This is a genomic window from Sphingobium sp. RS1 (assembly GCF_056156825.1).
On sequence record NZ_JBLZXE010000002.1, the window covers coordinates 3,145,124 to 3,171,532 of the forward strand.

The following is a 26,409-nucleotide window of genomic DNA, read 5'->3' on the forward strand; positions in this document are numbered from 1 at the left end:
GCGAATGACCGCATTGGCAGGAGATTAGAAGCGTGGCGACCCTGGGATTGAGCGAGGCTGACAAGGCGGCCGTGGAGGCGTTTCGCCAGGATGTAGTCGAGCCGTCGCGCACGAGCCTGGTAATCGTCGATTTCTGGGCCGAATGGTGCGGGCCGTGCAAGCAGCTGACGCCGGTGATCGAGAAGGTGTGCGCGGAATATGCGCCCAAGGGCGTGAAGCTGGTCAAGGTGAATGTCGACGAGAATGGCTTTATCGCCAGCCAGTTCCGGGTGCAGTCGATCCCGACCGTCTATGCCGTGTTTCAGGGCCAGCCGGTCGCGGACCTCAGCCAGGCGCGGACCGAAGGGCAGCTGAAGCAGTATCTGGACCAGCTGCTGTCGCAATTGCCGATCGAATCCGACGAAAAGGCGCAGTTGCAGGAAATCGCGCCGCTGATCGCCATGGGCGAGGAAGTGCTGGCGGCCGGTGACGCCGAGCGGGCGCTGTCGGTGTTCGGCCAGCTGGCCGAGATGGTGCCCGACAATGTCGAGGTGGCGTCGGGGCTGGCGCGGACGCTGGTGGCGCTGGGCCAGCTGGACGAGGCGGAGGCGGTGCTGGCCGCGCTGCCCGCCGATGTGGCGAAGAATGTGGCAATCGATCAGGCGCGCGCCGCGATCGCGCTGGCGCGGGACGCAAGGCCGGTGGACGACCTGTCGGGCGTGCAGGCGCGGGTCGATGCCGATGGCGACGATCATGAGGCGCGGTTCGAGCTGGCCGGCGGGCTGATGGCCAATGGCGATCGCGACGGTGCGGCCGAAGCGCTGCTGGAGATCGTGCGGCGCGACCGGGCATGGAATGACGGCGCGGCGCGCGCGCAGTTGCTGACCATCTTCGACGCCGTGGGCCTGGAAGATCCATGGGTGTCGGCGCAGCGGCGCAAGCTGTCGCAGATATTGTTCTCGTAAGCCCATGCCTGTCGCGCGCGTCTCGATCTTTCCCTTGTCCGGCGCCTTGCTGCTGCCGGGGATGGACCTGCCGCTGCATATTTTCGAGCCGCGGTACCGGGCGCTGATCTATGACGTCATGGCCCGCGACCGGCGGATCGGCATGATCCAGCCGCGCGGCGAAGGCCCTGTGCCGCCGCTGTTCGATGTCGGATGTCTGGGCCATGTCAGCCATATCGAGGCGCTGGAGGACGGGCGGTTCAATATCGTGCTGACCGGCCTTGCCCGGTTCCGGGTGGTGCGGGAATTGTCCGTGCCGACCCAGTTTCGCCAGATCGAGGCGGATATCGAGCAGGCGCCGCAGGAGGATGAGGTGCTGCACGCGGTGGAGCGGGCGGCGCTGGAGCAGGAATCGCGGCGCTTTGCCGATGCGCTGGGCTATGTGGTGGACTGGACGGCGGTGTCGCGGCTGGACGATACTGCGCTGGTCAATGGTATCGCCCAGATCGTGCCGTTCGACCCGGCGGCCAAGCAGACCCTGCTGGAGGCGGACAGCCTGTCCGAACGGTCGGAGCGGATCATCCAGTTGATGCAGATTGTCGGCCGGATCGAGCGCGACGGCGGCGCGACGATGCAATGAGTGTGGGCTGTGATTGACGACATGAGTGACGATGCACCGATCGACCCGTGGTTGCTGGCCAAGCTGGTGTGCCCGGTAACGCGCACGCCACTGCGCTGGGACGCCGGGCGGGGGGCCTTGCTGTCCGATGCGGCCGGTCTTGCCTTCCCGGTGCGCGATGGTGTGCCGGTGCTGCTGGTGCGGGAAGCGGTGGCACTCTGACCAGCGCTATCGTTTGTCCTGCGGGTCTGATAAAGAGGGCCCATGCATGAGAGACTGGTTCCCCCTGCGCTGACGCTTCTGGCGAACATGCTGGCTGCGCCGGCTGTAGCCGGCAGCCCGCCCGTGGCGCCGCCTGTTGCCGGGCCGCCCGTCGCTGCGCCCCCCATCGCTGTGCCGACATTGACGGACAGTCGGGGCCTGTCCTGCACCGCCGATGACCGGTCGGTGCGGGAGATCGTGATCGACTTTACTGGCGGGCGCTGGCGCGATGCCGGGGGCGACTGGAACAAGATCGCCGCGCAGGACGATGCGACCATCACACTGGTCAATCAGGGCGGCGGCATGCTGGGCGGGATATTGAGCGACCTGCGCCGGGTGGAGAAGCTGGACCGGGCGACGCTGATGCTGTCGACGCAGTTGCATACCGGGCTGATCGACGAGGCCCGATCCTACCGTTGCGAGATCGTCGCGCCTTTTGACGCCAAACGGCAGATTTAGGCTTCAGGGTCGAGGTTGCGCTTTTTCCCCTCCACCCCCGCCTGCGGCGGCGGTCTCCCTCCCCAAGCAGGCTTGGGGAGGATTTTGACGGTCATTTGAACGCGGCGATACATTCCACTTCGAGCGGGGCGCCGAGTGCCAGGCCGCTGGCCCCGAAGGCGCTGCGGGTGGGGAGGCGCTTGCCTTCGAAATAGGGGATATAGGCGGCGTTGAAGCGGGGCCAGTCGGCCATGTCGGCCAGCATCACCGTGCATTTGACGACATGGCCATAGTCGAGGCCATTGGTTGCCAATATCTTGCCGATCGAATCCATTGCGCCTTTGACGGCGGCGTCGAACCCTTCCTTATGCTTGTCCATGCCTTCGGGTACCTGACCGATCTGGCCCGACATGAAGAGCAGGTCGCCCACGCGGATGGAGGGCGAGAAGGGTAGCTTGGCGGGCAGGGGCTGCGGTGCGGCGGCGGGCTGGGCCAGAGCGGGCGTGGTCAGAGCGGGCGGGGCGCCCAGCAACAGGGCGGCGGCAAGAAGGCGTTTCATAGATGTCTCCGTTGAAAGATCAGGCGCGGGGGAGCGCGGCGAGCAGGCGGTCCACATCATTGCTATCGTTGAAGACCGACGGCGCGATGCGGAAATGATGGTCATGGAGCGAAATGCGGACCTGGGCCTTGGCCAGCGGATCGGTCAGGCGGGCCTTGGCCTGCGGGTGCAGGGCGGTCAGGATCGGGGTCTTCGTGCCGGGCGGGGTGATGATGGTATAGCCCCTGGCGGTGAGGCCGTCGCGCAGCGATGCGATCAGGCCTTGGGCGTGAGCCTGGATCGCAGAGACGCCGAGCGTGCTGATGTAATCGAGGCTGTGGTCGATCGCCGCGATAACCGATTGGGCATAGGTTCCGGTGCCGAAATGGCCGAGTGCGCCGGGGCGGATGCTGTAGCTGACCGGGGTGTCGCCGGGCGGGTCCATGGGGTAGATATGGGTAGCTGGCGGTGACAGGCCGATGCCCGGCGGGGCCCCGGGTGCAGCAAAGCCATAATAGCCGAAATCCGCGAGTGGCAGATTGTCCAGCACGCCGCGCCGGGCATAGAGGAAGCCGAGGCCGAAATCGCCCATCAGCCATTTATAGGTGGCGCAGGCGGCGAAATCGACGCCGCTGTCATGCAGGTCGACGGGAACCGCGCCGGCGGCGTGGATGATGTCGGCGTAGACCAGCGCGCCGGCGGCATGGGCGAGGTCGCAGACCGCCTTCAGATCATGCTGGAAGCCATTATAGGTGGAGACGAGCGAGAGGCTGACCAGCTTCGTGGCCGGCGTGATGGCCTTGGCCATATCCTCCAGGACGATGCGGCCATCGCGGGCCTGCACCCAGTGGACGTCGACGCCCTGCTTGGCCAGTTCCTGATACATGGGGAAGCCGGCGTAGAAATGGAGCGGGTCGGTGACGATGCGACCTTTGCCGTGCGGGAAGCCGAGCGCGCGCAGCACCGCCTGTTCGCCCATGGTGGTGGACTGGACCCAGCAGAGTTCGTCCGGGTCGGCATTCACCAGTCGGGCGAATTTGGCGATGGTCGCGGCGCGATCCACCGGCTTGCGCGCGGCGGCAGCGGGATCGAGCGTGCGGCCCGCGACATAGGCGTCCATCGCTGCCCGCGCACCCAGGCTGATCGGGTGGGTGGAGGCGCTGTCGAGATAGGCGACGGGGGTGGGCGCGAAGCTGGCCCGGTCCGGCAGGCTGGGCGGAGTGGCGGCCGCGCGGGTGGCCTGCGCCACCAGCGGAACGGCGATCGCCGCGCCCAGCGCCTGCCGGCGGGACAGGGTCATGCCATGACTTTCGCAAAGGCGAGCTTGAACGCCTGCATTTCCGCCGGCGTGCCGAAGGAGACGCGGACCCAGTCGTCCATATGCTTGCGCGCGCCGCCGATGAAGATTTTCTGCGCGGCGAGCGCGGCGGTGACGTCCGCGCCGGATCGGCCGACATGGATCATCGCAAAACTGCCTTCGCTCGGCAGATAGCGGATGCCGCGTTGATCGAGCCAGGCGAAGAGATCGTCGCGCACCGCCCGGTTATAAGCCTTACGCTCCGGCAGCAATTTGGGGTCGAGCAGGCTGGCTTCGGCGGCGATCACGGCAGGCATGGGCGTGATGTTGACGCCATAATCGGCCATGCCGTCGAGCAGATCCTTCCGCCCGGCGATGAGCCCGCAGCGCAGTCCCGCAAGCCCATAGATTTTCGAGAAGGTGCGCGTGACCAGCACGTCCGCGCCCTTGGCCACCAGATCGAGGCAGGACGGCGCCTCGCTGAAGTGGATATAGGCTTCGTCGATCAGCAGTAGCGACCCGGCCGGCTTGTTGGCGAGCAGCCATTCGATGTCGGCGCGCGGGGTGACGAGGCCGGTCGGATTGTTGGGATTACAGATATAATAGACGCCGGCATTGGGCGCGGCGGCGAGCATCTGGCGCAGGTCGCCGCGGAAATCGCCCGACAGCGGAATGGGGACGGCGCTGGTGACGACCTTGTTCCCTTTGCCCACGAAGCCGCTGTCGAAGGTCGGTTCGAAGAAGGCGATCGGCCGGTCCTGCGACGAATAGGTGAGGGCTACCGAGCGGAGCGTCATATAGGAGCCGGGATGGACCTGCACCTGTTCGGGCGTCAGGCCGTTCTGCCGGGCGAACAGCCGCTCCAGCTGCGCGGCGAAGGCCATGCCATAGCGGCCGGACAGCCTGTCGAGGCCGCTCAACGCTTCCAGTGCGGCGGGGCAGGGGCCGAGCGGATTTTCGTTGCTGTTGATATAGACCGCGTCGGTCAGCGTGGACACCATGCCGGCCGGGTCTTCGGGCAGGGCGACCTTGCGGCCGCGCTGGGCCAGAGCCGGGGCGGCGCTGGCGGCGCCGGCCGCCGCGATGGCGCCGCGCATCAGCATGCGGCGGGAAAAGCTGCTATCCGTCATTCTTCGCTTCCTTTTGCCGCGATGCGCTTCACGTCCGCTTCGCTGATCGGTTCGGGATAAGCATTGTCGAAATGGGTGCGGACATAGCCGACGACCGACGCGACCTGCGCGGGGGTGAGCATTTCCGAAAACCAGGGCATGCCGCCCTGACCCTTCATGACCACGGTCACCGGATAATCGGGGTCGGCCAGCTTGGCATTATGGGCGAGGGCAGGGACGGTGCCGTCCGGCGACCCCTGCGCCTTGTCCAGATGGCAGGCGGCGCAGATCTGGTTATAGACCTGCTCCCCATCGGGCAGCGCGACCTTTGCAGGCCTGCCGCCGGGCGAATCCGCCAGCGCGGGCGTGGCGGCGAGAATGGCAAGCGCGCCAAGGCGCAGGATCGGGCCGCGCATGTCTATGCCGCCTGCGCGCGTTCGTGAATCTGGGTGATGGCGTCGATGCCCGACAGGATCGATCCTTCCATCCAGCCGCCATAGTAGCTGGCATGTTCCCCCGCCAGAACGACGCGATTGTCGAGCGTGACCAGATTCTTGTAATGCGCCTTGCGGTTTTCCTCGCTCCATTCGGACGTGCAGCCCAAAATCCACGGCACGCGGGTCCATGGCACGGACACGCCGCTGAGGAATTCCTTGCGATATTGGGGATGGAAGACCTCGCCCTGTTTCAGCGCGGTTTCGATGCGCTGTTCTGGCGTCATGCTGGCGATCTGGAACCCGGCAAGCCCACGGGCAAAGGCGCCCAGCAAGACCGCGGGGCCTTGGCCGAACATCTTGTCATTGGGGTAGGAAAGCTGGGTGATCGTCTGGTCGGTGAAGCTGTGACCGCCATAGATATTGTCGTCTTCTTCCCAGAAGCGGCGCTTGAATTCCAGACCGATCTTCGCATGGCCGCCATAGGGGACGGCCTTCATCGCGGCTTTCAGCGCCGGGGACACCTGCATATCGACCTGGCTGATGATCGACAGCGGGATGGTGCAGACGCACCAGTCGGCGCTGACATCGTGCATCTGACCGGTCGCGACATCCTTGTAGCTGACCGTCACGCCCTTGTCCGACTGGGCGACCTTCGTCGCCTTGGCGTTGTAGGTGACGATCTTGCCGATCTTCTTCGCGAACGCCTTGCCGATCATGTCCATGCCGCCGACCGGCTGGAACATCGTCGTCTGCATCACATAGCTGAAATAGAAGGACATGGCGGTCCAGACCTGCGGGTCCAGCACATCCTGTAGCTTCGCGATCTGCGACGGGGTGGGGGCGCCGTTGCGGCCGCCGCCGGGCGCCTGATCATAGCCGCGCTGGGCCGACACCTTCAGGCTGCTGGTATAGGCCAGATTCTTGTCCAGCACGCCCCAGCTGCGGAGCGCCTCCATCAGCTTTTCCTTGTCCTCGCCAGACAGTTTGTCGTCCAGCGCCTTGGCGCTGACCGCCTTGGCCAGCAGTTCGGACGTGTGCCCTTTAAAGTCGGTTGCGACCTCCTTGTAGCGCATCGGCTTGCCGCCAAAGGCTTCGGTCGAATGGATGAAGCCATTATGGTTGAGCTGGATGAAGGGCTCCAGCGCGACGCCGAACTGGCGGCAATAATGGAGCAGCGCCTTGTGATGGTGCGGGATGCGCCAGGGGCCGGGATTGATATAGTTGCCGGGCGCGAACCGCACCTTCTGCACCGTGCCGTCGCTTTCGGTGAAGGTGTCGCCACCGCGCAGAGAATAGTTGCGCCCGCCGGGGCGATTCTGAAATTCCAGGATCTTGACCGCATAGCCGGCCTTTTGCAGCTCATAAGCGGCGGCCATGCCGGCCAGACCCGCGCCCAGAATGATGACGGAGGCACCAGGCTTCGCGCCGCTCAGCACCGGCGGGCCGGTGAACTGCGTTTCGGCAGCGTGGCCAAGCGCGGTCATCGCCTGATACATGGCCGCGGCGCCGCCGACCTTGCCGATCATGGTGAGAAGGTCGCGGCGGCTGGGTGCTGTGCTGTCTGTCATGCTGGCTTCCCGTTTTTACGGGCGAGTGTTGTGGCGGCAGGGGTCTCGCCCCCTTGTCCCCTGCCGTTATGGCCCCTGTCTTGTCTTCGTCCGTCGGTGCGACCCGAACGGCTCAGGGGGCTTTTGCCGCGATGCCTTCGATCTCGATCAGCTGCTGCGGCCGCGCGAGGGCCGCGATCTGGAAGGCCGAGCGAGTCGGCAGATTGGGCTGGTCGGTGGTGCCGAAGAATGTCTTGTAGGCGCGGGTCAGGCCGTCCCGGTCCATCTTGCCGTCCTTTTTGGGATCGCCGACCAGGAAGACGGTGAGCTTCACCACATCGCCCATGGTCAGGCCCATTTCGGCCAGCTGCGCCTTCATCTTGGTGAAGATGGACATGGCCTGTGCTTCGGTATCGCCATAGGCGTCCGCGCTGTCGGTGTCGGCCGGGTTGATCGGCGCGGCGGTGGCGCCGGACAGATAGTAGAAGGTGCTGCCGGGCGGCACGATGGCGGCGCTGGCGATCATGGCGCCGGGCGCCTGCTTATGTTCGACGGTGGCGGCCGAAGCCGATCCGGCGCCCATGGCGGCCAGGATCAATGCGGCAATCGCTGCTTTCATGACAATCCCCCTTCCAAAAGAGTGAAGGGCCGGTCCTTGCCGGACCGGCCCTCCTTCGTGACTTCGCTTAGAACTTGAAGTCGATACGGGCGTAGTAGTAGCCGCCCGCCGTGCCGTAGGGGCCGAAGTTGTACGGGCTGTTATAGGTAGCCGTGCCGTTGATGTAAGGCGAGGTACCCGCAGGGATGGTCACACCCTGCAACAGGGCCGGCACTTCCGGCTTCTTGTTGAACAGGTTGTTCGCGCCGATCGAGACGGTTACCGCATCGGTGAAGTCATAGCTGGCTTCCAGATCGGTGATGCCCGCCGGCTTGACCTCTGCGGTATAGATGGTCGGCAAACCGGCCGCCGTCAGGGTCGCTGCGGATACGCCCGGCTGCACCAGCAGGCTCGACTTGCCGTAGAAGGTCTCGCGGGCGTTCAGGGTGAACCGGCCGCTCTTGAACAGAGCGCCCAGGACGACCTTATATTCCGGCGAGGAATCTTCGATGTTGCTTTCGGAGATGGCGTTGAAGACAGTCGGAATCTTGTTCTTCGTGATCTTCGTCTTGTTGTAGTTGGCCGAAAGCGACAGGTTCAGGCTACCGAAGTCCAGAGCTACCGGATAGGCGGCCGAGAAGTCGATACCCCAGGTGCGGGTGTCGATGCCGTTGGTGAAGCTTTGCGCACCGATGTTCGGCAAGGCGGCATCGAACACCACGCCCGCCGCCTGAAGCGCCGAGATGATGGCCGGGGCTTCCGGTGTGGCGACGCCGCCCTGAACCGCGTAGCGGGCAGCCGTCAGCGCGATGCGATCCTTGATCTTGATGAGATAGCCATCAAGCGTCACGGTCAGCTTCGGCACCGGGCGGAAGACGAAGCCACCCGAGAAGTTGGTCGATTTTTCCGGCTTCAGTGCGGAGAAGCCCAGCAGGCTGGCCGCCGCCGAACCGGCCGGCAGCACCGCAACGGCGCTGGTCGGGCCGACCGCCACGGTCGAATAATGCTGTTCGGCAAGCGTCGGTGCACGGAAGCCCGTGCTGACCGTACCGCGCAGCGCAACTGCATCGCTGAAGTCGTAACGGCTGGTGACCTTGCCGATCAGCGTGTCGCCGGCGTCGCTATAATCTTCGTAACGGCCAGCAAGGTCGATCGACCATGCGTCCACCGGCTTGGCGATGAAGTTGATATAGCCGGCCTTCGAGCTGCGGCTCCAGTCGCCTGCATCGCTGGGCTTGTAGCCGGGGAAGGACTGAACGCCAGTCTTGTAGGTCGAGTAATAGTCGCCGGCGACGATCTTATAGGTGTCGCGGCGATATTCGCCACCGAAGGCGAAGGTCAGCGGCTCGGCCATGCCGACGTCGAATTCCTTGCGCATGTCGGCCGTGACCGTGGTCTGGCTCAGGCGGAAGCCGCCGTCATAGGCCGAGCTGGGCGTGTTGGGCAGAACGCCCGAACCGGCGAGATACTGGGCATAGGTTTCCTGCCAGACTTCGCGATGGGCCGAATTCTCGGTCCAGATTTCGGTCTTGTCATTGCCGTAGGTGGTGGAGAGGTCGTAGTTCCAGCCGCCGCCGAATTCGCCCTTGGCACCGACGGTGAAGCTATATTCTTCCTGTGCGACGTGCTGCAGCGGGACCATGCCGACGACGCCGGTGTTGCCGTAGCAGATGGCGCTGGCGTCATAGGCCGCTGACGTCACGCTGCCGCCGATATTGCCGGCTTCGTAGCAGACGCGCTTGGGATGACGGTAGCCCTGCTTGGCATAGCCGACGCGGCGGGCATAGTCGCCGAAGCTGTAGAGTTCGACGCCGCCGAAGTCATAGCCCATATTGTAGAAGACGTTGGTGAGGTACGTCTTGGGCTGGCCGCCGTTGATATGAGCCAGCGCGTCGCCGGTCAGGTTCGACCACTGGGCCGGGGCGTTGGGCTGGAGCGTGCCGTCCAGCTGCGTGACCTGGACCTGGCCGGTGCCGGTGGTGGTGTAATCCTGGCGACGATGGAAGGCGCTGAGGTTGAAATAGCCGTCTTCGCCCAGTTTGAAGCCGACATTGCCGGAAACCGAGAAGAGTTCGCCTTCGCTGTTATAGTTCTGGCCGCCGGTGACCTTGAAGCTGCCGCCTTCATTATCATCCTTGAGGATGAGGTTGATAACGCCGGCGATTGCGTCGGTACCGTAAACGGCCGCAGCGCCTTCCTGAAGGATTTCTACACGGGCGATGGCATCGGGCGGAATGAGGTCCATGCTGGGCGCGGCCGAACCGCCGAACGGGCCGCTGGCGACCTGAAGAATGGCCGAGCCATGGCGACGCTTACCGTTGACCAGCAGCAGCGTGTGGTTGGGCGACAGGCCGCGCAGACGAGCCGACAGCGAGAAGCTCGACATGTCGGTGCCCTGGGTCTGGGCGGTGAAGCCCGGCACGATCTGGGTCAGAACCTGGTTGAGGTTGGGCTGGCCAACATGGCTGATGGCTTCTTCGCTCAGCACCTGCACCGGTGCAGCGGCTTCCGCGGCGGACATGCCAACGGCACGGGTGCCGGTAACGATGATGGCGGTACCATCATCAGCCTGCGGTTCCTGCGGAGCTTCTTGTGCGAGTGCGCAAGCCGACCAGGACGAGGCGAGGATAAGTGAAAGCTTCAGTGCAGACAGTCTTGTCATTCATGCCCCCTGTTTATGCATTATCTATGACAAGGGGAACGACGGACGGTTTTGTGAAATCCTCTACCGCACCGCAAAAAAATGAATCAAATATGCAATATTTCTCAATTATTTCTGCTGGCAAGCAGGGCAGGATATTGGCGATGTACGAAATGGTGCAATTGATGATTGCACATGACCGTCATGCCATTTTGCAATCAGCTGGCATGGCGGGTTTTTGGTCTTCATTCGTCTTTGCAGTTTCCGATATGATTTAGAGTCTGTTTGGAAAATGCGCGGAAGGGCGCATTTTCGATGCGGCACCGGCCCGCACCCCCACCCGACCGCCCATCAGGGTACCAGGTCGGGGTGGTCGGGTGGGGGTGCGGGCCGGTGCGGATGCGCCAGAGGCGCATTTCCAAACAGACTCTTAGCGCATATCCGGACAGACCATCAGGATTGCATCGCTGCGTCGATCAAGGCCTTGGCCTCCGCCCCTTCCCAGTCCATCGCGCCGATGACGCGCACCATTTCCTTGCCCTGGGCGTCATAGATGACGGTGGTGGGCAGCAGGCCGGTGGCATAATGGAAGCCGAAATTGGTTTCCGGGTCGGCCCAGCCCTTCAGGTGGGGGAGCTTATGCTTTTCGAAGAAGGGTTTTGCGGCCTTCAGCCCCTGATTGTCCTGCGATATGGTGAGGACGGCGAGGCCCTTTGGCCCATAGGTCGCCGCGATCCGATCGAGCGTGGGCATTTCGGCGATGCAGGGCGCGCACCATGTCGCCCAGAGATTGACGATCAGCGGCTTGCCGGCAAAATCCTTCAGCGTCTTTTCACCGCCATCGGGATCGAGGAAGGCGAAGTCGGGGGCGGGGGTGCCTGCCTTGCTGCGATCGAGCCGATAGTCGAACGTGCCGTCCTTGCTGCCGATCCCTTTCACTTCGCCCGAGGTGGCCGGAACCTCGCCGCTGATGGCGGCATTGGCTTGCGCATTGTCTTGCTCCGGGGGCGGCGATTGCCTATCGCAGGCCGCCAGAGCGGCAGGCAGGAGCAGTATCATTAGCGCGCGTGAAGAAGAGATCACTGGAAAGGGCTCCAACAGCATGTGGGGCGGCCGGTTCGCGGCCGGTCCGGCATCGATCATGCGTGAGATAAATGCCTCCATCCCCTTCGACAAGCGATTGTGGAAACAGGATATCGCCGGGTCCAAGGCGCATGTCGCGATGCTGGCGAAGCAGGGCATCGTTTCGCAGGCGGATGCCGACGCGATCAGCGCGGGCCTTGATAGGATCGCGGCCGAATATGAGGCCAATGGCGTGCCGGTCGACCTGGACCTGGAAGATATCCATATGGTCACCGAGTCGCGGCTGGCGCAACTGATCGGCCCGGCGGCCGGGCGGCTGCATACCGCGCGCAGCCGCAACGATCAGGTGGCGACCGATTTCCGCCTGTGGGTGCGCGACGCCATCGACGAGGTCGAGGCGGGCCTGCTCGGTCTCCAGCGCGCGCTGGTGGCGCGGGCGGAAGAGCATGTCGATGCGGTGATGCCGGGCTTCACCCACCTGCAATCGGCGCAGCCGGTGACGCTGGGCCATCATCTGATGGCCTATTATGAAATGGTGCGCCGCGACCGTAGCCGTTTTGCCGATGCGCGGGCGCGGGCGGACGAATGCCCGCTGGGCGCGGCGGCGCTGGCCGGCACCGGCTTTCCGACCGATCGCCACATGACGGCGGCGGCGCTGGGCTTTGCCAAGCCGACCGACAACAGCCTGGACAGCGTGTCCGATCGCGACTTCGCGCTCGACTATCTGATGGCGGCGACGCAGGCGTCGCTGCACCTGTCGCGGCTGGCGGAGGAGTTCATCATCTGGGCGAGCCAGCCCTTTGGTTTCGTCAAGCTGCCCGACGCTTATTCGACCGGCAGTTCGATCATGCCGCAAAAGCGCAATCCCGATGCCGCCGAACTGGTGCGCGGCCATGCCGGGCGGATCATGGGCTGCATGAACGCGCTGTGCGTCACGATGAAGGGCCTGCCGCTCGCCTATTCGAAGGACATGCAGGACGACAAGCCGCCGGTGTTCGAGGCGCACGACCTGCTCGGCCTGTCGATCGCGGCGATGACCGGGATGATCGAGACGGTGACGTTCCGCACCGACCGCATGCGCGGACTGGCCGAAAGCGGCTTTGCGACTGCCACCGATCTGGCCGACTGGCTGGTGCGCGAGGGCGGCATTCCGTTCCGCGAGGCGCATCATATCACCGGCCGCGCCGTGGCGGCGGCGGAGGCGGCGGCGGTGCCGCTGGACCAGTTGCCGCTGGAGACACTGAAGGATATCGACGCGCGGATCGACGATCGCATCTATGCTGTGCTGACGGTGGATGCATCGGTCGCCAGCCGGCAGAGCCATGGCGGCACGGCGCCTGCCCAGGTGCGGGCGCGGATCGCCGACGCAAGGAAGGAACTGGGATCATGAAGACGCGCGCGCTGGTCGGGCTGGGGTTGATGGCGGTGGCGCTGGCCGGATGCGGCGGTCGCCAGCCATTGAAACCGGTCAAGGGCCAGAGCCTGCCTGCCGTGCCGGTGGGCGCCGCGACCGCGCCGACCGCTGCGCAACTGATGCAGCCATCCATTCAGGCGCGGCCCGAGCGCAATGTGGAATTGCTGACCCAGTCCCGCAAACGGGGCGACGACCCGTTCGACCTGCCGCCCGAAAAGCAGCCGCAATAAGCCAGGAATCCGACTTTGGACCATTTTGATTATGTGAACGGCGCCATGCATGTGGAGCAGGTGCCGCTGGATGCGATCGCCGATGCGGTCGGTACGCCCGTCTATGTCTATTCGACCGCGACGCTGGAACGCCATGTCAGCGTGTTCCGCGAAGGGCTGAGCGCGCTCGACAATCCGCTGATCGCCTTTGCGGTGAAGGCCAATCCCAATGGCGCGGTGCTCGCGACGCTGGCGAAGCTGGGACTGGGCGCGGATGTGGTGTCGGGCGGCGAGTTGCTGCGCGCGATGGCGGCGGGCATCCCGGCCAGCCGCATAGTCTTTTCGGGCGTCGGCAAGACCGCCGAGGAAATGCGGCTGGCGCTGGACAAGGGCATTTATCAGTTCAATCTGGAGAGCGAGCCGGAAGCGGAAATGCTGTCCGAGGTCGCGCTGTCCATGGGGAAGCGGGCGCCGGTCGCCTATCGTATCAACCCCGATGTCGATGCGGGCACCCATGCCAAGATCTCGACCGGCAAGTCGGAAAACAAGTTCGGCATCCCCTATGACCGGGCGCTGGAAAGCTATGCCGCCGCGCGCGACCTGCCGGGCCTGGATGTGCAGGGCGTGGCCGTGCATATCGGCAGCCAGCTGACCGACCTCGCCCCGCTGGAGGCCGCCTTCACCAAGGTCGGCGTGCTGATCGAGGCGCTGCGCGCGGCCGGGCATGATATCCGCACCGCCGATCTGGGTGGTGGCCTCGGCGTCCCCTATGATCCGTCCCAGCCTCTGCCGCCCAGCCCCGCCGACTATGGCGCGATGGTGTGCCGCGTGACCCAGGGCTGGCCCGTGCGGCTGATGTTCGAGCCGGGCCGGGTGATCGTGGGCAATGCCGGCGCGCTGGTGTCGCGCGTGGTGCGGGTGAAGCAGGGTGCGCAGGCGCCCTTCGTGATCGTCGATGCGGCGATGAACGACCTGATGCGCCCCAGCCTTTATGATGCATGGCATGATATCCGCGCGGTGAAGCCGGCGGGTACGCGCGAGACGGCCAATGTCGTGGGGCCGGTGTGCGAGACGGGCGATACCTTTGCCATGCACCGCGACATGGACGTGGTGCAGGCGGGCGATCTGGTCGCCTTCATGACGGCGGGCGCCTATGGCGCGACGATGGCGGGCACCTATAACAGCCGACCGCTGACCCCCGAAGTGCTGGTGTCGGGCGACAAATGGGCAGTGGTGCGCGAGCGGCCACCGGTCGAGGCGCTGATCGCGGCGGACATCATCCCCGACTGGGTCGGCAACTGATGCAGAGCCTGCCCGTCTTTCTGGCACTGACGGGCAGGCCGGTCATCCTGACCGGCGAAGGCGAGGCGGCCGATGCCAAGCGCCGCCTGCTGGAGCGGGCGGGCGCGATCATCGTCGGCGAGGATGATGGGGACGCGCAAATCGCCATCGTTTCGGATGGCGATGAGGCGGTCGTTGCGCGGCTGAAGGCGCGGGGCGTGCTGGTCAATGCGACCGACCGCCCGGCCTTGTGCGATTTCACCCTGCCGGCGATCGTGGATCGCGATCCGGTGCTGATTGCCATCGGCACCGGCGGGGCGTCGGCAGGGCTGGCGGCGGCTTTGCGGCAGCGGCTGGAAGCGCTGTTGCCGGTCCATCTGGGCGATCTGGCGCGCGCATTGTTTGCGGCACGGGGGGAATTGCGGCGGCTATGGCCCGATGCGGGGCAGCGGCGACAGGCGATTGGCAAGGCGCTGGCGCCGGGTGGCGCGATCGACCCGTTGGGGCGTGATCCCGATGTTGGTTTTTGGCTGGCGGATGCGAGCGCCGTGGCCGGGGCTGAGCTGTATGTCGTACAGTTGCGGTCTGCGGACCCGGACGATCTGACGCTGCGCGATGCACGGATGCTGGCGATGGCGGACCGGGTTTGTCATGCGGCCGATGTGCCGGCGACGATCCTCGACCGGGCGCGGGCGGATGCGGTGCGGGTGATGGCGGACGGCCCGCCTGACGAGCGGGGCGAAGGGCTGACCGTCTGGGTGACGCTTTAGCCCTGCGCGGCCTGTAGCCGTTCGACCTCGTCATGCAGCGCCTGGATCGAGGAGACGAGGCGGGCGCGGTCGATCTGCATTTCGCGCAGCGCTTCGCGGGTTTCGCCCAGTTCCACCGCGCGGCGGGCGATGCGGGCGTCGAGTTCGGCATTGTGGCGGGTGAGGGCGCCTAGCTGTTCGGCACGCTGGCACAGGTGCCGCATGCGTGCATCCAATATGTCGAAATCGAAGGGCTTGACGACATGGTCGTCAGCGCCCGCGTCCAGTGCTTCGATGACCGACTGGCTGTCCAGCCGGCCGGCGATCATCACGAAACAGGCATTGCCGGCCAGATTGGCGGCGCGAATCTTCTGCATCACGGCAACCGCCGGCAGCATGGCCAGGCCCATATCGACCAGGATGATGTCGACCGGGCGGGTGACCAGCAGATTGAGGGCGATAAAGCCATTTTCCGCCAGCACGACATCATAGTCGAGGTGGGAGAGGCGCCGGGCGGCGACGGCGCGCGCGGTCGGATTTTCGTCGATCAGCAACAGGCGCAGGCGGCGTTGCGGCCGCGCGTCGACGGCGCTGTCCGGTTCGGCATGGCGGATGCGATTGCGCTTGAAGATTGGCATGTCGTCCCACTTTCACGGTCGGACCCTGATCCGGCCATGGTGGTGCAGAATAGAAAGCGTGCCCGAAGAAATGGTTAATGAGGGCCGGCCCGATCGCGATGCGATTAATTGGATTTAATTGGTTCGCGGCCGCGCTGCGCCATAGCCTCCACCGGCAACAACCGGAGGAGGTCGTCATGTCGGAACCAGTGATCCAGCTTGCCATCGAGGATATTGCGGACCGGCATGTGGGGGCCAGCCTGTTCGGACTGGAGGATCGTGACGCGCTGGAGATCAGCGTGATGGATGTGGTGATCGCGGTGATCGTGCGGCCATGATCCCGGCGGCGCTGGTCGCGGCGGTCGAGGCGGCCGGATCAGCGCCGCTGGCCGAGGCGGTGGGCCTGATCCGGCCCTGCCACCGACATGCCTGCATTGCGGACGATGGCGGGGCGGGAGTTCGATCCGGCTGTGCGCGGGCTGGCGATGCGAACGCTGGCGCAGGTGGAAGGCGCTGCATGCCCCGCCTGATCGCATCGCCGGCCGACGACCATGTCATCGAACTGGATGTCCTGATCTGCTGGTGCGAGAGCGCCGATTTCGACCCGCATTGCGAGGAAGGGCTGGCACAGGCTGCGCCGATGCTGGCCGCGCTGGCCCGCAACCGCCATTTCCTGTCCAACCTGGCGGTGGCGGAACTCAAGACGCGCTGCGCCGGGCAAAGGCACGCCAACCCTTATTCGGCGCAGGTATTGCTGCTGCATCCGCCGACCGACCGCTATGTGCTGCGTGCCGCCTTCTGGCCGGCGGAGCGCGACCATGTGGTGCGGATGAGCGGGGCGTCTGCCTTCCTCTATCATGTGCCGCACGATCACAGCTTCGACTTCCTGACCGTCGGCTATCTCGGGCCGGGCTATGCGTCGGACTATTATGACTATGATCCCAACGCGGTTGCCGGGGCGAATGGGGAGGCGGTGGCGCTGCACTTTGTCGAGCGCAGTTGCCTGTCGGAAGGCAGGATGCTGCTGTATCGTGCCAATCGCGATGTCCATGCGCAATTGCCGGCGGAAAGCATGTCGGTATCGCTGAACATATTGGCGAGTGCGCAAATGCTGCTGGAACTGGCGGTGGGATGCGGCACCGGCAATGCGATCGACCTGGCGCAGGATTTTGCCGCCCGGCATCCGGTCGATGCCATGCGCGCGACCACCTGGCACGCGATCGGCGAGGCAATCGGGTTGGGGGCGGGCGAGTCGGCGGAACGGCCATGCCATTGCGCTGCTGACGCGCGAATATGAGCTGTTGCTGAATCTGGCGCGGCGGCCGGGGCAGGCGGTGAGCAGGGCGGACCTGCTGCGCGCGGTATGGCGGCTGGATTTCGACCCCGGCACCAATAGCGTCGAAGTGCATATGTCGCGGTTGCGCGCGAAGCTGGACCGGGGCTTTGCCACCGCGATGCTCCGGACGATCAAGGGGCGGGGCTATGCGCTGTGCCCGGATGGATGCTGGCCCGACGAAAGCTGATGCGCGTTGGTCAGGCGGGAAGGGCGTAGGCGCGCAGGAAGATGTCGACCGCGAACTCCGCGTCGGCGGCGATCTCGTTCGGGGCGGGATGCTCGATCCGGCCGATCAGCATCTGCTGGTGACAGCCCGATAGCGAAAGGCTGAGCAGCGCGCGGGCGGCGTCGATCGGGTCACCCTTGCGGATTTGGCCGCGTTCCATCGCGCCGTGCAGAAAGTCCGCCAACAACAGCCGGGTATTTTGCGGGGCCAGGTCAAAGAAAATCTGGCCCAGTTCGGGGAAGCGACGGCTTTCCGAGATGATGAGGCGATGCAGCGCGCCTGCTTCACTCGACGTTACCTTCTGGATCAGGCTGCGGCACACATCCTTGAGCGTGGGTTCCAAGGGGCCGCTGGGATCGAGCAGTTGTGACAGGTGCGCGCGATACGCCGTTGCTGCCCGGTCGAGCACGGCGGCGAACAATTCCTCCTTGGAAGGGAAGTGATTCCACAACGTTCCCTTCGACCCACCCAGTTCCGCCGCAATGCCCGACATGGTGGTGCCGGCAAAGCCATGTTTGAGGAAATAGCCCTGCGCCACGGTCAGGATCGCGTCGCGGCGATCCATGCGGCGGGCTTCCCTTTTGGTGGGAATCAGGGGGCAGTCAGGCGGTGTCATGAAATCATACTATAGAGTACGCTATTTCGGTTGACAAGGCTCGGCGCGAGGCGCAAGGGCGATATTCATACTATATGGTACGGTTAGATATGCCCGTGAGTCGCATTGCCAAAGCTGCCCGTCTGGGCGGCATGGCCTCTTCCCTTTTGCTGCTGGCTGCCTGCGCCGCAGTGCCCGATCTGGGCGCGAAACCCGAATTGCGTGCGCCCGCGAGCGTTGCCGCCGAGCGCAGTCTGGCGGCCGCGCCGGTCGCCTGGCCGGGCGATGGCTGGTGGACCGCCTATGGCGATCCGCAGCTGGACCAGCTGATTGCCGAAGGGCTGCGCGCGTCGCCGGACGTCGCCGCCGCCAGCGCCCGTTTCCGCAAGGCGGCGGGCATGGCGCAGCAGGCGGGCGCGGCACTGCTGCCGTCGGTCGACCTGGAGGCGAGCGCCAACGCGACCAAGCAAAGCTACAATATGGGCATGCCCAAGGCGTTCGTGCCGCAGGGCTGGCTGGGCACCGGGCGCACGGCGCTCGACCTGGGCTTTGACCTTGACCTGTGGGGCAAGAACAAGGCGTCGCTGGCCGCCGCCACGTCCGAGACGCGCGCGGCGGAGATCGACGCGCAGCAGGCGCGGCTGGCGCTGACCACGGGCATTGCGGACGCCTATGCCGATCTGGCGCGGCTGCATGACGAGGCCGATATTGCGCAGCGCACGCTGGACATAAGGCTGGCCAGTCAGAAGCTGGTCGCCGACCGGCGCGACAACGGGCTGGAAACGCGCGGCAGCGTGCGGCAGGCCGACGCCACCGTGTCGTCCGCCAGGGCGCAACTGGCCGCCGCCAAAATGGCGATCGAACTGCGCCAGCATCAGATTGCGGCGCTGATCGGTGCCGGGCCGGATCGCGGCCTGTCGATCGGCCGGCCGAAGGTCGGCGCGCTGGCGCCGCTGGGGCTACCCGCCGACGTCACCACCAATCTGGTCGCCCGCCGCCCGGACATCGCCGCCGCGCTGGCGCGGACCGAAGCGGCCGCCAAGCGGATCAAGGTGGCGCGGGCCGATTTCTTCCCGGCCATTCGCCTGTCCGCGCTGATCGGTTTCCAGTCGCTCGGTTACGATACCGTATTCAACGGCACGTCGGCGACCGGTACGTCCAAGCCCTTCATCAACAGCCTGTTCGACAAGGGATCGCTGTTCGGCAATGTCGGCCCGGCAATCAGCCTGCCGATCTTCCATGGCGGGGCGTTGCAGGGCCAGTATCGCGGCGCGCGCGCCACCTATGACGAAGCGGTCGCATCCTACGACAAGACCGTGCTCGCCGCCTATCAGGAGGTGGCCGACGCCGTGACCACGCGCAAGACGCTGGACCAGCGGCTGATCGATGCGCGGGCGGCGGTTGCGGCGTCGCAAGATGCCTATGCCGTGGCGCAGAAGCGCTACAAGGGTGGCCTGTCCACCTATCTCGACGTGTTGAATGTCGAGGATCAGTTGCTGGGTGCGCGCCAGTCCCTTGCCGGGCTGGAGGCGAGCGCCTTCTCCACCGATATTGCCCTCATCCGTGCGCTGGGCGGCGGTTTTGCCGCCAGCGACTTCCAGTCCAAGGATCGTCCCAATGGCTGACGCCACGCCCGAAACCACCGCTGCGGACAATGACGCGCAGCAGGACGCTCGCCAGTCGGCGCGCAAGACATGGCTGACCCGGCTGGCGCTGGTCGTCGTCATTGGCGGCGTGCTGTGGGCCGGCTGGTATCTGCTGGTCGGGCGCACCCATGTCAGCACCGACAATGCCTATGTGAACGCCGAACTGGCGCAGGTCACGCCGTTGATGTCGGCGCAGGCCATCGAAGTGCTGGTGAGCGATACCCAGGCGGTGAAGCGCGGCGACATATTGGTCAAGCTGGACCCGACCGACGCGAAGATTGCGGTGGCGCAGGCGGAGGCCGATCTGGCCGAAGCCAGGCGCAAGTTCCGCCAGACCAGCGCGACCAGCACCTCGCTGGCGGCGCAGGTCGATGCACGCGGCGCGGACATCGTGCAGGCGCGCGCGCAGTTGACGAGCGCACAGGCCGATTTCGACAAGGCGCGGATCGACCTTCAACGTCGCGAGGCGCTGGTCGGCGATGGCGCGGTGTCGGGTGACGAAGTGACCACGGCGCGCAAGGCCTATGTCAGCGCGAAGGCGGCGCTGGAACTGGCGCGGGCCGGCGTGCAGACGGCGCAGGCGACGCGCAGCGCGGCAAGCGGGCAACTGGCGGCCAATGATGCGCTGGTGCGCGGATCGACGATCGATACCGATCCGGCGGTGATGGCGGCGCAGGCGAAGCTGGATACGGCCAAGCTCAATCTGGACCGCAGCGTCATCCGCGCGCCGATCGACGGCGTCATCAGCAAGCGGCAGGTGCAGGTCGGCCAGCGCGTGATGCAGGGCAGCCCGATCATGAGCATCGTGCCGCTGAGTCAGGTTTATGTCGACGCTAACTTCAAGGAGCGCCAGCTGCGCGACGTGAAGGTCGGCATGCCCGCCACGGTGACGTCCGACCTCTATGGCGGTGACGTCGTCTATCATGGCAAGGTCGTCGGCTTTTCGGGCGGCACCGGTGCGTCCATGTCGCTGATCCCGGCGCAGAACGCGACCGGCAACTGGATCAAGGTGGTGCAGCGCCTGCCGCTGCGCATCGCGCTCGACCCCAAGGAACTGGCCGAACATCCGCTGCGCGTGGGCCTGTCCATGGATGTCGAGATCGACCTGAGCGGCAAGTAAGGCCAAAGACAAGGAACCCCCGGCGATGAGCGGCGACGACGATATCTTCTCGCGGCTGTCCCCGCGCAGCCGGACGCTGGCGGGCCTGGTGCTGGCGATGAGCAATCTGATGGTCGTGCTCGACCTGACGATCGCCAACGTGTCCGTGCCGCATATTGCCGGCAACCTCGGTATCTCGCCCGATCAGGGCACCTGGATCATCACATCCTATGCGGTGGCGGAGGCGATCTGCGTGCCGCTGACCGGGTGGCTGGCGCAGCGTTTCGGCGTGGTGCGCATGTTTACCTGGGCGATGATCGGCTTTGGCCTGTTTTCGGTGCTGTGCGGCCTGTCGTCGACGCTGGGCATGCTGGTCGCCTGCCGGATCGGGCAGGGTATTTGCGGCGGGCCGATCATGCCCATGTCGCAGACGCTGTTGATGCGCATCTTCCCGCCGGAAACGCGCGGGCGAGCCATGGGCCTGTGGGCGATGACGACGCTGATGGGGCCGGCATTGGGGCCGATCGTCGGCGGCTATATCAGCGACAATTGGAGCTGGCACTGGATCTTCTTCATCAATCTGCCGATCGCGGTAGTGTGTATTTTGGCGGCGCAGGCGCTGTTGAAGCCGGTGGAGACGGAAACCGCCAATGTGCCGATCGACAAGGTGGGCCTGTTCCTGCTGGTCTTCTGGATCGGTTGCTTGCAGGTCATGCTGGACATTGGCCGCGACCATGACTGGTTTGCCGACCCCATGATCCTGGCGCTGGCGCTGATGGCGATCATCGGCTTTGTCGCCTTCGTCATCTGGGAGCTGACCGAGGAGCATCCGGTGGTGGACCTGCGCGTGTTCCGCCATGTCGGCTTCAGTTCCGGCCTGTTCACCATGTCGCTCTGCTTCGGTTCCTATTTCGCGAGCATTGTCGTCATCCCGCAATGGTTGCAGATGTCGATGGGCTATACTGCGACATGGGCCGGCATCATTACCGCGCTGACCGCCTTTGCCGCGCTGTTCACGGCACCGATCGCCGGCATGCTGATCTCTCGGGTCGATGTGCGGTTGATGATTTCCGGCGCGGTGGCGTGGATCGGGATCATGTCTCTGTGGCGCGCGCACTGGACCAGCGGCGTGGACTTCACCACCATGGCGATCCCGCAATTCGTGCAGGGCTTTGCGCTGCCCTTCTTCTTCATTCCGCTGACGACCCTGACTTTGGGTTCGGTACGACCGGAGGAGACGGCATCAGCCGCCGGCCTCCAGAATTTCGTGCGGACCATGGCGACCGCGATCGCGACGTCGCTGGTGCTGACCAGTTGGGGCGACAGCCAGCGCGTGTCGCGCAGCGACATGGCCAGCGTGCTGCAACCCGACCAGACCCAGTCGGCGCTGTCGAGCCTTGGCTTTTCCACCGAGCAGGCGCGGCAGACCATTTCCAATCTGGTCGAAGGGGAAGCGGTCGTCATGGCGGTCGACCATGTCTTCTACCTGTCGGCGCTGATCCTGTTTGCCGCCGCCGTGATCGTGTGGATCGCGCCCAAGCCGCGCGCCAATGTCGATACATCGTCGGCGCATTAACCCAGACTGATGTGGCGGGTGATGCCGATCGCGTCGAGGAAGGCGGGGTCGTGGCTGACCACGACCAGCGCGCCGTCATAGGCGGCAAGCCCCTGTTCGACCGCGGCGATGGAGTCGAGGTCGAGATGGTTGGTCGGCTCGTCCAGCAGCAGCAGCGGAGGCAGTGCCTCTCCGCCCAGCACGCAGGCGAGGGCGGCGCGTAACCGCTGCCCGCCGCTCAGCCTCTCCACCCGTTGCAGCGCCAGGTCCGCGCGGAAGCGGAAGCGGGCGAGCGCAGCATGGATCGCATTGCGGGTGGCGGCAGGATGCAGGCGGGCGAAATTGTCGGCGATGCTGACGGCAGGATCGAGCAGGCTGGCATGCTGGTCGAGCAGGGCGCTGGCGGCGGGGCGACGGACTTCGCCTGCGAGCGGGGCAAGTTGGCCGGCGATCAGATGGAGCAGGGTCGACTTGCCGGAGCCGTTGGGGCCGGTGACGGCGATGCGTTCCGGCCCGGCGATGGTCAGATTAATGTCACGCAGCAGCGGACGGGCGGGATCATGGCCAGCCGTCACCCCGTCCAGCGTCAGGAGGATGCGGCCCGGCGGGACATTGGCGGAGGGCAGGGTAACGGTGAGCGGGGCGAGGATTTCGATTTTCGCGCGCGCGTCAGCGATGGCGGCCTGTGCTTCAAGGCCCTGTTGCTGCGCACGGCGGGCGGCGTTGCCGCTCGATTGCTCGGCCTGTTGCTTGCGCCGGCCGAGCAGGATGCGGGGCATGCCGCCCTTGGCCGCCTGACGCGCGCCGGCGCCGTCGCGGCGTTGCTGTCGTTCTGTCGCGACCTGGATCTTGCGGGCGAGGTCGGACGCCTGCCGCTGGGCATGGTCGAGACTATGCTGGGCGGCGGCCAGTTCGATATCCTTGTGTGCACGCCAGCTGGACCAGTTGCCGCCATGGCGGGAGAGGCCGAGGCTGGTGAGTTCGGCGATCGCATCCACCTGCTCCAGCAGGGCGCGGTCATGGCTGACGATGATCGCACCACCACGCCAGCGGCGGAGCAGGGCGGCCAGCGCATCGCGGCCGTCGGCATCCAGATGATTGGTCGGCTCGTCCAGCAACAGCCAGTCGGGGCGGGCGAAGATGGTTGCCGCCAGCGCCGCGCGGGTCTGCTGGCCGCCCGACAGGCTGGCGAGCGGAGTCAGCGGGTCGGCGGTCAGGCCGACCTCCGCCAGCGCATCGGCCAGGCGCGGGGGCAGGGTCCAGTCGCACGCCTCAAGCTCGTCCATGGTCGCGTTGCCCGCTTCGGCCTTGTCGAGCAGGGTGAGGGCCGCGCGGGCGGCGAACAGGTCGGCGAGCCTGTCGTCGGGTGCTGGCGCGCGGGTCTGGCGTAGCGTGGCGATGCTGCCGTTGACCCGGACTTCGCCGGCTGTTGGACGCAGGTCGCCAGCGATCAGGGCGAGCAGGGTCGATTTGCCGACGCCGTTGCGGCCGATCAGGCCGATGCGTTCGGGCGTGAAGCGGAAGTCGAGGCCGGAAAGGACGGGGGTTCCGTCAGGCGCGGACCAGCAGAGTTGCGAGAGAGAGATGGCAGGCATGGACGATGATTTTCCTGAAGGCAGAGCAGGTGGGCTGTGCGGTCAGGATGAAGTCCATGGCGGTTATCCTCTGGCGGTCCGAAACTGGGCGACGATGATGAACGCCGCCTCTTGGGAGCGGCGTTTAGCAGGAAAAGGCCGTGCGGGAAATGGGTACGGATTGGCTGCAAACGACCAATCGTCGCCGTGCAGGCCACGATCAAACTTTCCTGATTGCGGACATTGCACACTCGGGTCACTATTGTGGAATGAGCCGCGCAGACTTTTTACGCACCCAAACGCCGCATCTAGTCGCTGAGGTTCGGATGTTCGATACAGCTGATGGCGGCAGGAAAGGCCCGGCATATCCGGGCTGGGGGTGCCCCTGCATGCTATCGAAGGCAGAGCCACTAATCGGCTATGACGCTTTGCCTTTTTTGGACGATGGCAACCTCCTGCCGGGTGAGACCCGCCGTTTAGGCTTCTATTTTCTTTCCTACGAAGAGGCTGTGCCGCTGATGCAAAACGCCGGCCACTTCTACCTTTGGGAGGGTAGTTTTATAGGCGAGGCGACGGTGATCGACGGCAGCTAACCCTATTGGGGCACCCGAAACCGGCCTGTCGCCTAACCACCCATCCCGGCCTTTCCCGCACGGCCTTCCCCGCCCCACCGATTGACGCGGCGCAGCATTGGCGTCACTCACGGGGCAAAAGAGGCAAGGGTAGATGCGAATCGTCATCATCGACGACAGCGGGTTGCGCGCGACCGTCCTGGAAGAGGGGCTGCGCGAGGCAGGCTATGACGATATCCATATCGTGCCCCCGCGCGGCGCCTTCGTCGCGCGGCTGGAGCGGATGGCGCCCGATGTCGTGCTGATGGACCTGGGGAGTCCCAGCCGCGACACGCTGGAAGAAATGCTGATCGTCAGCCGGGCGCTGGCCAAGCCGATCGCGATGTTCGTGGACCAGTCGGACGACAGCATGATCGGCGCGGCGATCGATGCGGGCGTGTCCGCCTATGTCGTGGACGGATTGCGCAAGGAGCGGGTGAAGCCGGTGCTGGAACTGGCGGTGCGACGTTTCAACGCGTTCGCCAAAATCCAGTCAGAGCTGGATGAGGCGCGCACGGCCTTGTCCGACCGCAAGATCATCGACCGGGCCAAGTCGATCCTGATGAACCAGCGACAGCTGAGCGAGCAGGACGCCTATGCGTTGCTGCGATCGAGTGCGATGAACCAGGGCAAGAAGATCGTGGATGTGGCGCAGGCGCTGATAACCGCCAGCGACCTGTTGGGAGGAGGGATATGACGACCGAGTTGAAGATCGCCTTCCTGCCGCTGACCGACGCGGCCGTGCTGGTCGCCGCGCGCGAAAAGGGCTTTGCCGAGGCGGAGGGGCTGAGCCTCGACCTCATTCGCACGACGAGCTGGGCGACGTTGCGCGACCGGCTGGTCTATGGGCAGGTCCATGCCGCGCAGATGCTGGCGCCGCTGGCGGTGGCGGTGACGCTGGGCCTGAGCCAGCAGCCCGCCGCGCTGGCCGCGCCCTACAAGCTGGGCGTCAACGGCAATATGCTGGTGATGGCGAGCGATTTCGCCAAGGCGCTGGAGCCGGACGTGGCGGCGCGGCTGGCCGATCCGCTGGGCACGGCACATGACTTTGCCGCCGCGATCGGGCTGTGGCGGCGCAAGCCGGTGATCGGCGTGGTGCATCGCTTTTCCAGCCATTCGCTGATGCTGCGCTACTGGCTGGCGAGCGCGGGAGTGGACCCGGACCGGGATGTGGTGCTGCGCGTGCTGCCGCCGTCGCTGACGGTGGAGGCGATGCGCGCGGGCGAGATTGACGGATTCATCGCAGGCGAGCCGTGGGGCAGCGCGGCGGTCGAGGCGGGGCTGGCCGAGACGGTGGCGATCGGCGAGCGTATCTGGCGGCGCGGGGTGGAGAAGGTGCTGGCCTTTCGTGAAGCCTGGCTGGAGGAAAATCCGCAGACGGTCGATCGGTTGTTGCGGGCGCTGGCGCGAGCGGCGGCCTGGTGCGACGATCCGGCCAATCATGACATGCTGGCGGCGTTGCTGGCCGATCCGCGCTATGTCGACCAGCCGGCCGACCTGATCGGGCGCGCCTTGTCGGGGCAGGTGGTCGCGCGGGCAGGGGAGGCGGCGATTGCCAACCCCGATTTCATGCTGTTCAGCCGGGAAGCGACGCCGTTTCCGTGGCGCAGCCAGGCGCTGTGGATCTATTCGCAGCTGGTGCGGTGGGACATGGTGGCGCATGACGCGGCGACCGCCGCGCGGGCAGGCGCGGTGTTCCGCCCCGATATCTTCCGCCGCGCGCTGGCCGACAGCGACATGCCGATGCCGGGCGCGAGCATGAAGCTGGAAGGCGCGGTCGACCTGCCGCTGGCGGTGGGATCGCGCCGGGGGGAACTGACGCTGGGGCCGGACCGCTTCTTCGACGGGCGGGTGTTCGATCCGGAAAAGATCGAGGCCTATCTGGCGGAATTTGTGCAGGCGCGTTGATTTTCCGCTGAATTTTGTGCCTTGCAACATGATGCGTTCTGCATGATGATATAGGAGTCGCGCACCGAAGCGCGCTTATCCGGATGTGCCGTCCCAAG

29 protein-coding genes are annotated in these 26,409 nt (G+C 65.6%); 18 read left to right on the forward strand and 11 right to left on the reverse strand.

What is annotated here, in order from left to right; translation table 11 throughout:
• The first annotated feature begins 32 nt into the window (after positions 1-32).
• The 4 genes from ACNHGR_RS17145 to ACNHGR_RS17160 are packed head-to-tail and all read left to right on the forward strand — an operon-like array spanning position 33 to position 2,262.
• Positions 33-944, forward strand: a complete 912-nt coding sequence (locus tag ACNHGR_RS17145; protein ID WP_475287636.1) for a tetratricopeptide repeat protein — start codon at positions 33-35, stop codon at positions 942-944.
• A 4-nt stretch (positions 945-948) separates the two neighbouring features.
• A complete protein-coding gene (locus ACNHGR_RS17150; RefSeq protein WP_475287638.1) occupies positions 949-1,563 on the forward strand; it encodes an LON peptidase substrate-binding domain-containing protein in 615 nt (204 codons plus the stop codon).
• Positions 1,564-1,584: 21 nt separating this feature from the next.
• On the forward strand, positions 1,585-1,764 hold the full coding sequence (locus ACNHGR_RS17155; RefSeq protein ID WP_184269728.1) for a Trm112 family protein: 180 nt from the start codon (positions 1,585-1,587) through the stop codon (positions 1,762-1,764).
• A gap of 42 nt (positions 1,765-1,806) precedes the next feature.
• The gene (locus tag ACNHGR_RS17160) at positions 1,807-2,262 is read left to right on the forward strand and encodes a hypothetical protein (protein ID WP_475287641.1); all 456 of its coding nucleotides are present in this window, start codon (positions 1,807-1,809) and stop codon (positions 2,260-2,262) included.
• 91 nt (positions 2,263-2,353) lie between these two features.
• Here ACNHGR_RS17160 and ACNHGR_RS17165 read toward each other — a convergent pair whose 3' ends face one another.
• The 7 genes from ACNHGR_RS17165 to ACNHGR_RS17195 all read right to left on the reverse strand — a co-directional run bounded on the left by ACNHGR_RS17165 (position 2,354) and on the right by ACNHGR_RS17195 (position 10,429).
• Positions 2,354-2,800, reverse strand: a complete 447-nt coding sequence (locus ACNHGR_RS17165; protein WP_475287643.1) for a RidA family protein — start codon at positions 2,798-2,800, stop codon at positions 2,354-2,356.
• A gap of 19 nt (positions 2,801-2,819) precedes the next feature.
• Entirely contained in the window at positions 2,820-4,079 is a 1,260-nt protein-coding gene (locus ACNHGR_RS17170) for an aminotransferase class V-fold PLP-dependent enzyme (RefSeq protein ID WP_475287645.1), read from the reverse strand.
• The gene (locus ACNHGR_RS17175; protein WP_475287647.1) at positions 4,076-5,206 is read right to left on the reverse strand and encodes an aminotransferase class I/II-fold pyridoxal phosphate-dependent enzyme; all 1,131 of its coding nucleotides are present in this window, start codon (positions 5,204-5,206) and stop codon (positions 4,076-4,078) included. Before ACNHGR_RS17175 ends, ACNHGR_RS17170 begins: the two co-directional genes overlap by 4 nt.
• Positions 5,203-5,601 carry a c-type cytochrome gene (locus ACNHGR_RS17180; RefSeq protein WP_184269738.1) on the reverse strand — a complete coding sequence of 133 codons (399 nt, stop codon included), beginning with the start codon at positions 5,599-5,601 and terminating at the stop codon, positions 5,203-5,205. The genes ACNHGR_RS17175 and ACNHGR_RS17180 overlap by 4 nt, the downstream gene beginning before the upstream one ends.
• Positions 5,602-5,603: 2 nt before the next feature.
• The gene (locus tag ACNHGR_RS17185) at positions 5,604-7,190 is read right to left on the reverse strand and encodes a flavin monoamine oxidase family protein (RefSeq protein WP_475287649.1); all 1,587 of its coding nucleotides are present in this window, start codon (positions 7,188-7,190) and stop codon (positions 5,604-5,606) included.
• Between the two features lie 112 nt (positions 7,191-7,302).
• Positions 7,303-7,788, reverse strand: coding sequence for a RidA family protein (locus ACNHGR_RS17190; protein ID WP_475287651.1), 486 nt, complete (start codon positions 7,786-7,788; stop codon positions 7,303-7,305).
• A gap of 67 nt (positions 7,789-7,855) precedes the next feature.
• Entirely contained in the window at positions 7,856-10,429 is a 2,574-nt protein-coding gene (locus ACNHGR_RS17195; protein ID WP_184269744.1) for a TonB-dependent receptor, read from the reverse strand.
• Positions 10,430-10,455: 26 nt separating this feature from the next.
• On the opposite strand from ACNHGR_RS17195, the gene ACNHGR_RS17200 reads away from it, so the two are divergent.
• Positions 10,456-10,686: a hypothetical protein gene (locus ACNHGR_RS17200; protein ID WP_475287654.1), complete on the forward strand. Its 231-nt coding sequence runs from the start codon at positions 10,456-10,458 to the stop codon at positions 10,684-10,686.
• Between the two features lie 175 nt (positions 10,687-10,861).
• On the opposite strand, the gene ACNHGR_RS17205 is transcribed toward ACNHGR_RS17200, so the two are convergent.
• Positions 10,862-11,467 (reverse strand): TlpA disulfide reductase family protein, encoded by a 606-nt coding sequence (locus ACNHGR_RS17205; RefSeq protein WP_184269748.1) that lies wholly within the window; start codon positions 11,465-11,467, stop codon positions 10,862-10,864.
• A 43-nt stretch (positions 11,468-11,510) separates the two neighbouring features.
• Between ACNHGR_RS17205 and argH the strand changes: the two genes are divergently transcribed.
• Genes argH through ACNHGR_RS17225 form a run of 4 tightly spaced genes read left to right on the forward strand, consistent with a single transcriptional unit; the run spans position 11,511 to position 15,165 of the window.
• Positions 11,511-12,881 (forward strand): argininosuccinate lyase, encoded by a 1,371-nt coding sequence (argH, locus tag ACNHGR_RS17210; RefSeq protein ID WP_475287656.1) that lies wholly within the window; start codon positions 11,511-11,513, stop codon positions 12,879-12,881.
• Positions 12,878-13,135 carry a hypothetical protein gene (locus ACNHGR_RS17215; protein WP_184269752.1) on the forward strand — a complete coding sequence of 86 codons (258 nt, stop codon included), beginning with the start codon at positions 12,878-12,880 and terminating at the stop codon, positions 13,133-13,135. Before argH ends, ACNHGR_RS17215 begins: the two co-directional genes overlap by 4 nt.
• A gap of 15 nt (positions 13,136-13,150) precedes the next feature.
• Positions 13,151-14,416: a diaminopimelate decarboxylase gene (gene lysA / locus ACNHGR_RS17220; protein ID WP_184269754.1), complete on the forward strand. Its 1,266-nt coding sequence runs from the start codon at positions 13,151-13,153 to the stop codon at positions 14,414-14,416.
• On the forward strand, positions 14,416-15,165 hold the full coding sequence (locus tag ACNHGR_RS17225; protein ID WP_475287659.1) for a precorrin-2 dehydrogenase/sirohydrochlorin ferrochelatase family protein: 750 nt from the start codon (positions 14,416-14,418) through the stop codon (positions 15,163-15,165). The genes lysA and ACNHGR_RS17225 overlap by 1 nt, the downstream gene beginning before the upstream one ends.
• Here the strand turns inward: ACNHGR_RS17225 and ACNHGR_RS17230 are convergent.
• Positions 15,162-15,782 (reverse strand): response regulator transcription factor, encoded by a 621-nt coding sequence (locus ACNHGR_RS17230; protein ID WP_475287661.1) that lies wholly within the window; start codon positions 15,780-15,782, stop codon positions 15,162-15,164. The two genes, ACNHGR_RS17225 and ACNHGR_RS17230, sit on opposite strands and share 4 nt — an antisense overlap.
• Positions 15,783-15,958: 176 nt before the next feature.
• Between ACNHGR_RS17230 and ACNHGR_RS17235 the strand changes: the two genes are divergently transcribed.
• Genes ACNHGR_RS17235 through ACNHGR_RS17245 form a run of 3 tightly spaced genes read left to right on the forward strand, consistent with a single transcriptional unit; the run spans position 15,959 to position 17,284 of the window.
• Complete coding sequence (locus tag ACNHGR_RS17235; protein ID WP_475287663.1) at positions 15,959-16,099, forward strand: hypothetical protein; 141 nt, start codon at positions 15,959-15,961, stop codon at positions 16,097-16,099.
• Positions 16,096-17,058 carry a transposase gene (locus tag ACNHGR_RS17240; RefSeq protein WP_475287665.1) on the forward strand — a complete coding sequence of 321 codons (963 nt, stop codon included), beginning with the start codon at positions 16,096-16,098 and terminating at the stop codon, positions 17,056-17,058. The genes ACNHGR_RS17235 and ACNHGR_RS17240 overlap by 4 nt, the downstream gene beginning before the upstream one ends.
• Before the next feature lie 4 nt (positions 17,059-17,062).
• Positions 17,063-17,284, forward strand: a complete 222-nt coding sequence (locus ACNHGR_RS17245) for a winged helix-turn-helix domain-containing protein (protein ID WP_475287667.1) — start codon at positions 17,063-17,065, stop codon at positions 17,282-17,284.
• 10 nt (positions 17,285-17,294) lie between these two features.
• On the opposite strand, the gene ACNHGR_RS17250 is transcribed toward ACNHGR_RS17245, so the two are convergent.
• Positions 17,295-17,888 carry a TetR/AcrR family transcriptional regulator gene (locus ACNHGR_RS17250; RefSeq protein ID WP_475287669.1) on the reverse strand — a complete coding sequence of 198 codons (594 nt, stop codon included), beginning with the start codon at positions 17,886-17,888 and terminating at the stop codon, positions 17,295-17,297.
• A 140-nt stretch (positions 17,889-18,028) separates the two neighbouring features.
• On the opposite strand from ACNHGR_RS17250, the gene ACNHGR_RS17255 reads away from it, so the two are divergent.
• From ACNHGR_RS17255 to ACNHGR_RS17265, 3 genes are read left to right on the forward strand one after another with little or no spacing between them, the layout of a single operon-like run.
• Positions 18,029-19,543: an efflux transporter outer membrane subunit gene (locus ACNHGR_RS17255; RefSeq protein WP_184269763.1), complete on the forward strand. Its 1,515-nt coding sequence runs from the start codon at positions 18,029-18,031 to the stop codon at positions 19,541-19,543.
• The gene (locus tag ACNHGR_RS17260; protein WP_475287672.1) at positions 19,536-20,684 is read left to right on the forward strand and encodes an EmrA/EmrK family multidrug efflux transporter periplasmic adaptor subunit; all 1,149 of its coding nucleotides are present in this window, start codon (positions 19,536-19,538) and stop codon (positions 20,682-20,684) included. Before ACNHGR_RS17255 ends, ACNHGR_RS17260 begins: the two co-directional genes overlap by 8 nt.
• Positions 20,685-20,709: 25 nt before the next feature.
• Positions 20,710-22,239, forward strand: a complete 1,530-nt coding sequence (locus ACNHGR_RS17265; protein ID WP_475287673.1) for a DHA2 family efflux MFS transporter permease subunit — start codon at positions 20,710-20,712, stop codon at positions 22,237-22,239.
• Here ACNHGR_RS17265 and ACNHGR_RS17270 read toward each other — a convergent pair.
• The gene (locus ACNHGR_RS17270) at positions 22,236-23,813 is read right to left on the reverse strand and encodes an ABC-F family ATP-binding cassette domain-containing protein (RefSeq protein WP_475287675.1); all 1,578 of its coding nucleotides are present in this window, start codon (positions 23,811-23,813) and stop codon (positions 22,236-22,238) included. The two genes, ACNHGR_RS17265 and ACNHGR_RS17270, sit on opposite strands and share 4 nt — an antisense overlap.
• Positions 23,814-23,962: 149 nt before the next feature.
• On the opposite strand from ACNHGR_RS17270, the gene ACNHGR_RS17275 reads away from it, so the two are divergent.
• The 3 genes from ACNHGR_RS17275 (at position 23,963) to ACNHGR_RS17285 (ending at position 26,311) form a co-directional block, all read left to right on the forward strand.
• A complete protein-coding gene (locus ACNHGR_RS17275) occupies positions 23,963-24,385 on the forward strand; it encodes a hypothetical protein (protein WP_475287676.1) in 423 nt (140 codons plus the stop codon).
• Positions 24,386-24,518: 133 nt separating this feature from the next.
• A complete protein-coding gene (locus ACNHGR_RS17280; protein WP_184269774.1) occupies positions 24,519-25,100 on the forward strand; it encodes an ANTAR domain-containing protein in 582 nt (193 codons plus the stop codon).
• Positions 25,097-26,311 carry a CmpA/NrtA family ABC transporter substrate-binding protein gene (locus ACNHGR_RS17285; RefSeq protein WP_475287678.1) on the forward strand — a complete coding sequence of 405 codons (1,215 nt, stop codon included), beginning with the start codon at positions 25,097-25,099 and terminating at the stop codon, positions 26,309-26,311. The genes ACNHGR_RS17280 and ACNHGR_RS17285 overlap by 4 nt, the downstream gene beginning before the upstream one ends.
• Positions 26,312-26,409: the final 98 nt, after the last annotated feature.